This is a genomic window from Mycobacterium sp. 1465703.0, assembly GCF_001672975.1.
Lineage (GTDB): Bacteria > Actinomycetota > Actinomycetes > Mycobacteriales > Mycobacteriaceae > Mycobacterium.
Window position 1 is genome coordinate 1 of the sequence record NZ_LZKU01000109.1, and the last position, 11906, is coordinate 11906.

An 11906-nucleotide genomic window follows, 5' to 3' on the forward strand; every position below is an offset into this window, starting at 1 on the left:
GGAACGAGTTCCGACGCGCGCCAGCTCGCCGCCGACCGGCACGGTGGCGTCTTCCTCGGCGGTGATGCTGATCAGGACACCGGCCACCGGTGACGGGATCTCGGTGTCGACCTTGTCGGTGGAGACCTCGACCAGCGCGTCGTCGACCTGGACCGAATCGCCGACCTTCTTGAGCCAGCGGGTCACGGTGCCCTCGGTCACCGACTCGCCGAGCTCGGGCATCAACACCGGGGTCGCGTCGCCGCCACCGGAAGCCCGCTGGGCGGGCTGGGGCTCCGGCTGAGCTTGCGGCTGTGGCTCGGGTTCAGGCTCGGGTTGGGGTGCGGGTTGCGCCTGCGGCTCCGGCTGGCTGGGCGCCTGCGCGGCCGGCTGCGAGTCGCCACCCGCCGCGCCGCCTTCTGCGGCGTCGCCGATGACGGCCAGCTCGCCGCCCACCTCGACGGTGTCGTCCTCCTGCGCGATGATCTTGGTCAGCACACCCGCGGCCGGTGACGGGATTTCGGTGTCGACCTTGTCGGTCGACACCTCGACGAGAGGCTCGTCGAGTTCAACCGTGTCGCCTTCCTGCTTGAGCCAGCGGGTGACCGTCCCCTCGGTGACGCTCTCACCGAGTGCCGGCATCTGGACGGAGAAGGCCATCTTTTCTGACTCCTCGATCGCTCGTGGGTCGGGGCGGGTCGATCAGCTCACTTGCGGAAGGCGAAGTAGCAATTCAAAACTATCCTGTCACTGCGGCTGGGTCGGCACACATCCAGGGCAGACCCGCGCGGCCGACGGGTGACGCCGATCACGCTTGCTACGGTGTGGCCACTGCAGCCCGAGCGGGGAGGTCCCGATGCCGCCATCACAACAGTCACGCCAGCATTTCGTCGACAGCGCCGACGGAACCCGCATCGCGGTCTACGAAGAGGGCAACCCCGACGGGCCGACCGTCGTGCTGGTGCACGGCTTCCCCGACTCCCACGTGCTGTGGGACGGAGTCGTCCCGCTGCTGTCCGATCGGTTCCGCATCCTGCGCTACGACAACCGCGGCGTCGGGCTGTCCTCGGCACCCAAACCGGTGTCGGCCTACACCATGGACCGCTTCGCCGACGATTTCGAAGCGGTGACCGGCGAGCTGAGCCCGGGCCGGCCCGTGCATGTGCTCGGCCACGACTGGGGGTCGGTCGGGGTGTGGCACTACCTCAAGCGTCCCGGCGCCCATGACCGGGTCGCCACGTTCACGTCGGTGTCCGGGCCCAGCCAGGACCAGCTGGTCGACTACATCTTCAGCGGACTGCGGACGCCCTGGAAGCCGCGCAGGTTTCTGCGATCGATCAGCCAGGCGCTGCGGCTGAGCTACATGATCTTCTTCTCGATACCGGTGCTTGCGCCGTTGTTCCTGCGGCTGACCCTGTCGGTCCCGGCGCTGCGGCGCAACGCGGTCGACAATATCCCCGTCGAGCAGATCCACCACTCCGACAAACTGGCCTCCGACGCCGCCCGGTCGGTGAAAACGTATCCGGCCAACTACTTTCGGTCGTTCTCCGGTCGCAAGCATGGCGTAGCGGTGATCGACGTGCCGGTGCAGCTGATCGTCAACACCAGGGACAAGTACGTGCGGCCCTACGGCTACGACCACACCCCGCGCTTCGTGCCGCGGCTGTGGCGCCGCGACATCCGGGCCGGTCACTTCTCACCGATGTCGCACCCGCAGGTGATGGCGGCGGCGGTGCACGACTTCGCCGACCTGACCGAGGGCAAAGCACCCAGCCGCGCCCTGCTGCGCGCGCAGGTCGGGCGGCCCCGGGGGGCGTTCGGTGACACCCTGGTATCGGTCACCGGCGCCGGCAGTGGAATCGGCCGCGAGACCGCGTTCGCCTTCGCGCGCGAGGGGGCCGAGCTGGTCATCAGCGACATCGACGAAGCGGCCGTCAAGGCCACCGCCGCCGAGATCGCCACCCGAGGCGGGGTCGCGCACCCCTATGTGCTCGACGTGTCCGACGCCCAGGCGGTGGAGGCATACGCCGAGCGGGTCAGCAACGAGCACGGCGTCCCGGACATCGTCGTCAACAACGCCGGGATCGGGCACGCCGGGAGATTCCTGGACACCCCGGCCGAGCAGTTCGACCGGGTGCTCGAGGTCAACCTGGGCGGCGTGGTGAACGGATGCCGGTCGTTCGCGGGGCGGATGGTGGCGCGCGGCACCGGCGGCTACATCGTCAACGTGTCCTCGATGGCCGCCTACGCCCCACTGCAGTCGCTGAACGCCTACTGCACGTCGAAGGCGGCGACCTACATGTTCTCCGACTGCCTGCGCGCCGAACTCGACGCCGCCGGGGTGGGCCTGACCACCATCTGCCCCGGTGTCATCGACACCAACATCATTAACACCACCAGGTTCGATGCGCCCGCCGGAAAGCAGACCGACGCCGTCGACGGGCGCCGCGGCCAACTCGGCAAGATGTTCGCACTGCGGCGCTACGGCCCGGACAAGGTCGCCAACGCGATCCTGTCATCGGTCCAGAAAAAGAAGCCTATTCGCCCGGTGGCGCCGGAAGCCTATGCGCTGTACGGCCTTTCGCGTGTGGCGCCGCAGGGGCTGCGCAACGCCGCACGGATGCGGGTGATCTGAGGCCGGCTACACGCCCGGCGCGGCTCCGCGGCGGGCGGTCAGCACCGTCGCGCCGATCGCGATGACCCCCAGCACCGCCAGCGGTATCGCCCACGCCCGCCGACTGCCCACCGACGACTGGCACTGCGCGACATAGTCGGTGTGCGGAATGATCTGATTGAGAATCGGGATATTCGCCCCACTGCTGTTGTTGGCGTTTCTGGCCTCGGAAAGATTCGTCGCCACCGCGTTTCCGCACCCAACCGAATGGCCATTACTGTCGGAAACCGACACCGGCGCCAGCAGTCCGATCAGCCCGGCCAATAACAGCACGGCGCCCACACCGATGATCAACCGTCGCACCGTCATGGTCTTGCCTTTCGTCGTCGCGGATTTAGGCCGCTAGGGAGATTAACCGCCGTCCACCGCCGATAAACGCGACGTGACGACGAATAAGACCCCGAATAACCCCTCGATTGCGGGGTATCCGCCGCGATAACCGAAGACATGGGAGGGGTTGCACAGGTGATCACTGCAACGCGGGAGGTGCCCGAGTCGTGTGAGCGGGTGTGGGAGGTGCTCGCCCAGGGCTGGACCTACACCCAGTGGGTGGTGGGCAACAGCCGGATGCGGGCCGTCGATCCGAACTGGCCGGAACCCGGCTCCTCGATCAGGCACTCGATCGGGATTTGGCCGTTGGTGATCAACGACGCGACCATCGTCGAAGAAAGCGAACCGCCGCACAAGCTGGTGCTGCGTGCCAAGCTGGGCCCGTTCGGTGCCGCGCGAATCACCATGCTGCTGCACGAGATTCCGCAGGGCTGCCGGATCGAGATGATCGAAGTGCCCGTCGAAGGCCCGATGGGCGCCGTTCCGGATGCCATTGCGCTGGCCGCGGCCTATCCGCGCAACAAGGAATGCCTGTGGCGGCTGGCGGCGTTGGCGGAACGCCTGGAGCCGAGCCAGGTGAAGTGACCGTGCGTGACACCGCCGATGCAATAGTGATCGGGGCGGGACACCACGGGCTGGTGGCGGCGGCGATGCTGGCGGACGCGGGCTGGGACGTGCTGGTGCTGGAAGCCCAGCCCGAACCGGGCGGGGCGGTGCGCAGCGCCGAGTTGACCCCGGGCTACATCACCGACTTGTTCAGCTCCTATTACCCGATGACGGCGGCCTCGCCGGCCATGGCGGCGCTGCGGCTGGAGGACCACGGGTTGCGCTGGTCACACGCACCGGCGGTGCTGGGCCATCCGCGCAGCGGCGGGGACGACGATCCACCCATGCTGTATCGCGATCCCGATCGCACCGCAACGGAATTCGCGCGACGCGAGCAGGCCGACGGCGACAACTGGTGGCGTCTGGTCGAGCTGTGGCAGAAGATCAGATCCCCGCTGCTGGACGCGATGCTGGCGCCGTTCCCGCCGCTACGCCCACTGATCCGGTTGCTGCTCAAGCTCGGCACCTCGGAAGCCGTCCGGCTGGCGCGGCTGATGGTGCAACCGGCCAACGCGATGTCAGAGCAGCTGTTCGACGGTGAGGCGCCGCGAGTCTTGTTGTTGGGCAACGCAATGCACGCCGACGTCCCGGTCGACGCCCCGATCAGCGGGGCGATGGGCTTTCTGATGACGATGCTGGGCCAAGACTACGGATGGCCGGTGCCGGTCGGGGGTTCAGGGCAATTGACGACCGCCCTGGTCAACCGGGCCCGCTGGGCCGGCGCCCAAATCGAGTGCAACCAAGAGGTTTCGCGCATCCAGGTGCGGGACGGACGCGCGGTCGGTGTGACCACAACCGCTGGGCGCACGGTCGCGGCGCGCCGCGCGATCGTCGCCGACGTGACCGCGCCGCGGCTGTTCTGCGACATGCTGCCCGACGACGCCGTACCGGCCGGCCTGCGCCGCGAACTCGAACACTACGTGTGGGATCCGCCGGTGGTGAAGGTCAACTACGCGCTGCGCGGGCGGATCCCGTGGCGGGCGAAAAGCCTGGACAGCGCGGGCACCGTGCATCTGGGAGCCGACGGCGACGGACTGGTGCGCTGGGTGGCCGACCTGAACACCCGCACGGTGCCGCGGCATCCGTTCATGCTGTTGGGGCAGACCACCACAGCGGACCCGACGCGCTCGCCACCGGGCACCGAAAGTGTTTGGGCCTACACGCATTTGCCGCGCAACGTGACCGACGACGCGTCCGCCGACCGTCTTGCCGCCGCGGTGGACGAGGTCATCGAGGAACACGCGCCGGGCTTCGGTTCGGCGGTGATCGACCGGTTCGTGCAGCGCCCGTCGGATCTGGAGGCCAGCGATGCGAATCTGCATCTGGGTGCGCTCAACGGTGGAACCGCGCAACTACCGCAGATGCTGATCTTTCGCCCGGCGGCCGGGATGGGCCGGGCCGAAACCCCGGTCCAGGGGCTGTATCTGGGCAGCGCGTCGGCCACCCCGGGCGGTTCCGTGCACGGCGCCTGCGGGCGCAACGCCGCCCGGGCCGCGCTGGCCGCGCACGGCATCACGGGATGGCCGCGCCGCAGGCTGACCCGCACGGCGATATCGCTGATGACGAAGTAGCGCTAGCCGTTCTCGGCGATGTCTTCGAGCACCGCGAACATCGTGCGAGTCGGCACGCCGGTGGAGCCCTTCGGCGAATAGCCCCACGGACTGCCCGTGTTGAAGGCCGGGCCGGCGACGTCGAGGTGCGCCCAATTCACGCCCTCGGCGACGAACTCACGCAGGAACACCCCCGCCACCAGCATGCCGGCGAAGCGCTGCCCGCTGATGTTGGACAGATCGGCCACCGTGGACTTCAGGTCTTCCTTGAGTTCGTCGGGCAGCGGCATCGGCCAGCCGTTCTCGCCCACCTTCTGCGAGATCGCCGCGACGCGGTCACGGAACTCGTCGCTGCCCATCACCCCGGGGATGCGGGCGCCCAGCGCCACCGTCTGCGCGCCGGTCAGGGTGGACGTCTCGATCAGGTAGTCGGGGTTGTCCTCACACGCCCGCACGATGGCGTCGGCCAGAATGAGCCGACCTTCGGCATCGGTGTTCTGCACCTCGACGGTGATTCCGCCGTATTGCGTCAGCACGTCGCCGGGCCGCTGCGCGGTGGCCGACGGCATGTTCTCGGCCATCGGGACGGTGGCGATCACGTCGATCGGAAGTCCCAACTGCGCGGCCAGCGCGACGGTGGCGATCACCGCGGCGGCGCCACCCATGTCCGAGGTCATGTGATGCATGCCGGCCGCCGGCTTGATCGATATGCCGCCGGTGTCGAACGTGACGCCCTTGCCCACCAACGCAACTCGCTTGGCTTGCTTGGGTTTTTTGGCCAGCTTGGAACCGCGGTGGATCAACCGCACCAACCGCGGTGGACGCGACGAACCCTGCCCGACGCCGATGATCCCGCCGTAGCCGCCTTTCTGCAGCGCCTTGTCGTCCAGCACTTCCACTTCGAGGCCGACGGACTCACCCAAAGCCCTTGCGCGCTTGGCGAATTCAGCGGGAAACAGGTGGCTGGGCGGAGTGTTGACGAAGTCGCGCGCGGTGGCCACGGCGGTCGCCACGGCCGCACCGTGTGCGGCGTCCTTCTTGGCGTCCTTCGCGGTGGCGAGCACCGTGATTTTGCGCAGCCCTTGGTCTTTGGGTGCCGTCTTGTCGCTGCGGAATTCGGTGAACCGGTAGCTGCCCAAGATCAGGCCCTCGACGACGGCCGAGGCGATGCCCTCACCGGGCAGCTCGGCCAGCGTGGTGAACACCGACTCGGTTTTGCCGAGGGAGCGCGCGGCCACACCGGCAGCACGACGAATGGTGTCGGCCGGCCACTCGGCTTGCGGTTTACCCAGCCCGACGGTCAGCACGCTGGACACCGGCAGCGAATCCACCACCAGCCGGTGCACCTGTTCGGCGCCGCCGGTGGCCTCCAGCGCCGCCAGGCCGGATTCGATCTCGGCGACCGCATCGGAGGACAGGAAAGGCTCGGCCGAGGCAACGGCGGCGCCCGGCTTGTCGTCCTCGCCGGTCGAAACGACGGGCACGATCAGCACGGTGGACGCGGCGGCGCGCCGTGGCAGCGAGGACGCAACACTAACAGCGGGGGAGGCATAACCGGGTTCTGTGCTCATCCGCATCACCCTAACGGTCCACCGGTCAGGGCTGATTAGGGTGAAGAGTCGTGAGCGATGAAGCCGACCTCCTGCACGGACCCTTAGAAGACCGTCACCGGGACCTGGGCGCCAGTTTCGCCGAGTTCGGCGGCTGGCTGATGCCGGTGTCCTATGCCGGCACCGTCAGCGAGCACAATGCGACGCGCAACGCCGTCGGCCTGTTCGACGTCAGCCACCTGGGCAAGGCGCTGGTACGCGGGCCGGGGGCGGCACAATTCGTCAACTCCGCGCTCACCAACGATTTGGGTCGCATCGGGCCGGGCAAGGCTCAGTACACGTTGTGCTGCACCGAATCCGGCGGCGTCATCGACGACCTGATCGCCTACTACGTCGACGACGACGAGATTTTCCTGGTGCCTAACGCCGCCAATACCGCTGCCGTGGTCGAGGCGTTGCAGGCCGCCGCCCCGAGCGGGCTGACCATCACCAACCAGCACCGGTCCTATGCGGTGCTGGCCGTGCAGGGCCCGCGTTCGGCGGACGTGCTCGATCAGCTGGGCCTGCCCACCGAGATGGATTACATGGCTTACGCCGACACCTCGTACTCCGGGGTGCCGGTGCGGGTCTGTCGTACCGGTTACACCGGCGAGCACGGCTACGAGCTGCTGCCGCCGTGGGATTCCGCCGGCGTGGTGTTCGACGCCCTGGCCGCGGCGGTCAGCGCGGCCGGCGGAGAGCCGGCCGGCCTGGGTGCGCGCGACACCCTGCGCACCGAGATGGGCTACCCGCTGCACGGTCACGAACTCGCGCTGGACATCTCTCCGGTGCAGGCCCGCTGCGGTTGGGCGATCGGCTGGAAGAAGGAAGCGTTTTTCGGCCGGGACGCCCTGCTGGCCGAGAAGGAGGCCGGCCCGCGGCGGCTGCTGCGCGGGCTGCGGATGGTGGGCCGCGGCGTGCTGCGCGCCGGTCTGACGGTGCTGGCCGGCGACACCCCGGTCGGGGTCACCACGTCGGGCACCTTCTCACCGACATTGCAGGCCGGCATCGCGCTGGCGCTCATCGACACCAGCGCCGGCATCGAGGACGGTCAGGAGATCACTGTCGACGTGCGCGGCCGTCCGGCTGCATGCGAAGTCGTGCGGCCGCCCTTCGTCGAGGTGAAAACCCGTTAGCCCGGCCGCTTGCGCGGCGAAATTCGATTATTAAAGCGGATATACAATCAGCCAATGACCAGTGGCTCCCTCGAGTTCACGGTTTCGCGCTCGACAACTCCGGTATCTGACCGCGACCGCGAAACCATCCTGGCCGAGCCGGGTTTCGGCAAGTACTTCACCGATCACATGGTGTCGATCGACTACGACGAGACCGGTGGCGGTTGGCACAACGCGCGCGTCATCCCGTACGGCCCGATCCAGTTGGATCCGTCGGCGATCGTGCTGCACTACGCGCAGGAGATTTTCGAGGGTCTCAAGGCGTATCGCTGGGCGGACGGCTCGATCGTGTCGTTTCGGGCCGAGGCCAATGCCGCCCGGCTACGGTCGTCGGCGCGGCGGCTCGCGATCCCGGAACTGCCCGAAGAGCTGTTCATGGAGTCCCTGCGCCAGCTGATCGCCGTCGACAAGGCCTGGATTCCGCCCGCCGGGGGCGAGGAGGCGCTGTACCTGCGCCCGTTCGTCATCGCCACCGAGCCCGGATTGGGCGTGCGGCCGTCCAAGCGCTACCGCTACCTGCTGATCGCCTCGCCGGCCGGCGCCTACTTCAAGGGCGGGATCAATCCGGTGACGGTCTGGGTGTCCACGGAGTACGTGCGGGCCAGCCCCGGCGGCACCGGCGCGGCCAAATTCGGCGGCAACTACGCCGCCTCCCTGTCGGCGCAGGCCGAGGCCGCGGCAAACGACTGCGACCAGGTGGTGTGGCTGGACGCCGTCGAACGACGCTTCGTCGAAGAGATGGGCGGGATGAACATCTTCTTCGTGTTCGGCAGCGGTGGGTCGGCGCGGCTGGTCACTCCGGAGCTGTCCGGTTCGCTGCTCCCCGGTATCACCCGAAACTCCTTGCTGCAGTTGGCCGTTGACGCCGGATTCTCGGTCGAGGAACGCAAGATCGATATCGACGAATGGCAGAAGAAGGCCGCCGCCGGGGAGATCACCGAGGTGTTCGCCTGCGGCACCGCCGCGGTCATCACGCCGGTCTCGCAGGTGAAGTACGGCGACGTCGAGTTCACCGTCGCCGACGGCAAACCCGGTGAAGTGACGATGGCGTTGCGCGACACGCTGACCGGTATTCAGCGCGGCACCTTCGCCGACACCCACGGCTGGATGGCCCGGCTCGGCTGACGCCGACCTAGAACCGCACCAGACCGGCCAGCAGCACCGCGCTCACCGTCGCGGTCAGTTCGATCGCGGCGCCCAGCACGTCACCGGTGATGCCGCCGAATCGGCGCACGCAATGAAGCACCAGCAGCGCGCCGCAGCCCAGGCCCACCGACACCGCCACCGGCCCCTGCCACGGCGCCGTCCCGGCCGGCACCGAGACGGCCAGCAGCACCACCAGCCAGGCCGCCACCACCGCGGTCGGCTGGCTCCCCGCGACCCGGGCACCCAGCGCGCTGCCCGCGGCCGCGGGCAGCGACCGGTGACTGGCCAGCACCGCGGCTACCCGGCCGGCGAAAACCGCCACCGCAATCCCGGGGATCACCGACTTCGCGCCCAACGCCGAAAACGCCAGCGCCTGAAGCATGATCAGTACGACGACGGCGGCCACGCCGAACGGCCCCGTCGATCCTTGCCGCATCACCGCCAGCGCGCGGACCGGCGGGCCGTAGCAGCCCAGGCCGTCCGCCGTATCGGCGACGCCGTCGACATGTAGGCCGCGGGTCACCAGCAGCAGCACCGCGACCGCGAGCATTCCGGGCAGCGGGCTGGACGGCCCGAACACCCAAGCCCCACCCCAGGTCACCCCCGCGGCCAAGACGCCCAACATGGCGCCCACCACCGGCAGTGCGGTCATGGCGCCGCGGCCCATCGGCGCGTTGCTGCCACCCGGGACGGGCAACACTGTGCCGAACGCGAAAGCCGTTGCCAGCGAACGGATCACGACGGCGCAGCAGTAGAATCGGGACCTTCGGTGCGGTTGGACACACCGGCCGCAGTAAAGGTCGCCATCGACGACAGGGCGGCCACCGCGGCGCGCAGCACCGGCAGCGCGAGCGCGGCACCGGTGCCCTCGCCCAGTCGCATGCGCAGGTCGAGAATCGGCTCCAGATCCAGTGCCGTCAGCGCCAGCGTGTGACCCGGTTCGGTGGACCGGTGGCCGGCCTGCCACCACAGCCGGGCGCCGGGCGCCAGATGCTCGGCGACCAGCGCGGCCGCCGTCACCGCCATGCCGTCGAGCAGCAGCGGTGTGCGCCGGACGGCGGCCTGCGCGCAAAAGCCCGCGATCGCGGCCAGGTCGGCGCCGCCGGCGCAGCGCAACAGTGCGACCGGATCGGGCAGCACCCGGCGCGCGCGGAACAGGGCGTCACGCACGGCGGCGGTCTTGCGCGCCCATGCGGCGTCATCGATCCCGGTCCCGAAACCCACCACCACGACCGGCTCGGCGTTGGTCAGAGCCGCCACCAATACCGCTGCGGCCGTGGTGTTTCCGATTCCCATGTCGCCGGCGATCAGTAGGTCGGCGCCCGCATCGACCTCCTCGTCGGCGATAGCCGCACCGGCGGCGAGCGCCCGCGCGGCCTCGTCGTCGCTCAACGCGTCCTCAACCCGGATGTCGCCGCTGGCGCGGCGCACCTTGTGGGCGCCGACCCGTTCGGTCAGCGGGTCCGCGTCGACCGCCAGGTCCGCAACCCGCACCCCGGCCCCGGCGATGTCGGCCAGCGCGTTGATCGCCGCCCCGCCGGCATCGAAGTTGGCGACCATCTGCGCGGTCACCTCCGGCGGGTAAGCCGACACCCCCGCGCGCGCGACGCCGTGGTCACCGGCGAAGACCACCACCCGGGCGCGCTCGAATTGTCTTGGCGGGCACTGGCCCTGGCACGACGCTATCCACACCGACAGGTCCTCGAGGCGGCCCAGCGCGCCACGGGGCTTGGTCAGGGTGTCCTGGCGGGCACGGGCCGCGGCGGCGACACCCGCATCGGGCGGCGAGATGGCGGCGAATTCCATCAGGTCCCCGGTGGCTTGATCGGCACCGGCTGCCCGGCCACCACCAGGACCACCCGGTCACACAACTGCGCGACGCGCTGATTCAGGCTGCCCAGTTCGTCGGCGAACCGGCGGCCGGAGGCGGTGGCGGGCACGATCGTCAGCCCGACTTCGGGGCTGACCACCACCAGTGTGGCGGTGAAGTCGCCGACGGCGGCGAGCACCTCATCGACGGGAGCCGCCACCGATCCACCATCCCAGGCGTTGTGGCGGTCCAGCGCGGCGGTCAGCCAGGTGCCCAGATCGTCGATCAGCGTGGGGGTGTCCGGTGTCTGGCGCAATTGCGTTGCGATGTCGTCGGTTTCGATCGTCGACCAGTGCGCGGGGCGACGGCTGCGATGTGTGGCGATCCGCTGTGCCCAGGCCGCATCGTCGTGACCGGCCGGCCCGGGCGCTAGGAAACGAACCGCTTGCCCGGCCGGCAAACCGTCGGCCATGGCTTGCTCCGCCCACTGCGATTTGCCTGACCTGATCCCGCCGAGCACCAGGGTGCGCACCGGTGTCAGCCGACCTTCCGGCGAGCGTTAATCGACACTGGCGCCGTGCTTGACCTGGGGCCGCGGTGCCCGCAACCGGCGCATCTGAGACGCCCGGCCGGCCGCGTACAGACCCAGTTTCCAGCGACTTTCGGTGTTATTCGGGAATTTCGCGTCGACCAGCCGGCTGACTTTACGGCCCAGGATGAGTCCGTCGACGCTCATCACGGCCATCAGCGCCAGCATCGCCGGAGACACCCACAGCTGCAACTGCGGGACGCCGAACATGGCAAACATCAAGAACAGGGTCGACGGCATGAACAGACCCAGCAGATTGCGCCGGGAATCCACCACATCGCGAACGTAGCGCCGGATCGGGCCCTGGTCCCGCGGCAGCAAGTAGCCCTCTTCGCCGGCCATCATCTTTGCCCGGCGGTCCGAGATGCGGGCTCGGCTGGCTACCTTGTCCGCCCTGCGCTCCTCGCGGCTGAGCTTGGGACCGGCCAGCGATTTGCGCCGGGCCCGCGCCTCGGCGG

General features: G+C 69.1%; 12 protein-coding genes. 5 read left to right on the forward strand and 7 right to left on the reverse strand.

The features are described from left to right. On the reverse strand, positions 1–639 hold a 639-nt coding region (locus A5625_RS09575), incomplete at its 3' end, for a biotin/lipoyl-containing protein (protein WP_304441886.1). A 196-nt stretch (positions 640–835) separates the two neighbouring features. Between A5625_RS09575 and A5625_RS09580 the strand changes: the two genes are divergently transcribed. Next, the gene (locus A5625_RS09580) at positions 836–2614 is read left to right on the forward strand and encodes an SDR family oxidoreductase (protein ID WP_066992086.1); all 1779 of its coding nucleotides are present in this window, start codon (positions 836–838) and stop codon (positions 2612–2614) included. A 6-nt stretch (positions 2615–2620) separates the two neighbouring features. On the opposite strand, the gene A5625_RS09585 is transcribed toward A5625_RS09580, so the two are convergent. Then, complete coding sequence (locus A5625_RS09585) at positions 2621–2962, reverse strand: aminopeptidase (protein WP_066992088.1); 342 nt, start codon at positions 2960–2962, stop codon at positions 2621–2623. Between the two features lie 156 nt (positions 2963–3118). Here A5625_RS09585 and A5625_RS09590 point away from each other — a divergent pair, with 156 nt between their 5' ends. After that, complete coding sequence (locus A5625_RS09590; protein ID WP_066992115.1) at positions 3119–3568, forward strand: hypothetical protein; 450 nt, start codon at positions 3119–3121, stop codon at positions 3566–3568. Then, positions 3565–5160: an NAD(P)/FAD-dependent oxidoreductase gene (locus A5625_RS09595; protein WP_066992091.1), complete on the forward strand. Its 1596-nt coding sequence runs from the start codon at positions 3565–3567 to the stop codon at positions 5158–5160. Before A5625_RS09590 ends, A5625_RS09595 begins: the two co-directional genes overlap by 4 nt. Positions 5161–5162: 2 nt before the next feature. On the opposite strand, the gene A5625_RS09600 is transcribed toward A5625_RS09595, so the two are convergent. Beyond that, positions 5163–6710, reverse strand: a complete 1548-nt coding sequence (locus A5625_RS09600) for a leucyl aminopeptidase (protein ID WP_066992094.1) — start codon at positions 6708–6710, stop codon at positions 5163–5165. Positions 6711–6760: 50 nt separating this feature from the next. Between A5625_RS09600 and gcvT the strand changes: the two genes are divergently transcribed. After that, positions 6761–7864 (forward strand): glycine cleavage system aminomethyltransferase GcvT, encoded by a 1104-nt coding sequence (gene gcvT / locus A5625_RS09605; RefSeq protein ID WP_066992097.1) that lies wholly within the window; start codon positions 6761–6763, stop codon positions 7862–7864. 54 nt (positions 7865–7918) lie between these two features. Next, the gene (locus tag A5625_RS09610) at positions 7919–9028 is read left to right on the forward strand and encodes a branched-chain amino acid aminotransferase (RefSeq protein ID WP_066992100.1); all 1110 of its coding nucleotides are present in this window, start codon (positions 7919–7921) and stop codon (positions 9026–9028) included. 7 nt (positions 9029–9035) lie between these two features. Here A5625_RS09610 and A5625_RS09615 read toward each other — a convergent pair whose 3' ends face one another. The 4 genes from A5625_RS09615 to A5625_RS09630 form a co-directional block, all read right to left on the reverse strand. Next, positions 9036–9788, reverse strand: a complete 753-nt coding sequence (locus tag A5625_RS09615; protein WP_066992103.1) for an adenosylcobinamide-GDP ribazoletransferase — start codon at positions 9786–9788, stop codon at positions 9036–9038. After that, on the reverse strand, positions 9785–10855 hold the full coding sequence (gene cobT, locus A5625_RS09620) for a nicotinate-nucleotide--dimethylbenzimidazole phosphoribosyltransferase (RefSeq protein WP_066992106.1): 1071 nt from the start codon (positions 10853–10855) through the stop codon (positions 9785–9787). The genes A5625_RS09615 and cobT overlap by 4 nt, the downstream gene beginning before the upstream one ends. Next, complete coding sequence (locus A5625_RS09625; protein ID WP_066992109.1) at positions 10855–11391, reverse strand: bifunctional adenosylcobinamide kinase/adenosylcobinamide-phosphate guanylyltransferase; 537 nt, start codon at positions 11389–11391, stop codon at positions 10855–10857. Before A5625_RS09625 ends, cobT begins: the two co-directional genes overlap by 1 nt. Positions 11392–11418: 27 nt before the next feature. Then, the coding region (locus A5625_RS09630) for a DUF3043 domain-containing protein (RefSeq protein ID WP_066992112.1) at positions 11419–11906 on the reverse strand (488 nt) is incomplete at its 5' end.

Bases quoted from the DNA above. Each gene is read 5' to 3' on its own strand.
- A5625_RS09610 (WP_066992100.1), top strand. From the start codon at position 7,919: ATGACCAGTGGCTCCCTCGAGTTCACGGTTTCGCGCTCGACAACTCCG.
- A5625_RS09580 (WP_066992086.1), top strand. From the start codon at position 836: ATGCCGCCATCACAACAGTCACGCCAGCATTTCGTCGACAGCGCCGAC.
- cobT (WP_066992106.1), bottom strand. From the start codon at position 10,855: ATGGAATTCGCCGCCATCTCGCCGCCCGATGCGGGTGTCGCCGCCGCG.
- A5625_RS09600 (WP_066992094.1), bottom strand. From the start codon at position 6,710: ATGAGCACAGAACCCGGTTATGCCTCCCCCGCTGTTAGTGTTGCGTCC.
- A5625_RS09585 (WP_066992088.1), bottom strand. From the start codon at position 2,962: ATGACGGTGCGACGGTTGATCATCGGTGTGGGCGCCGTGCTGTTATTG.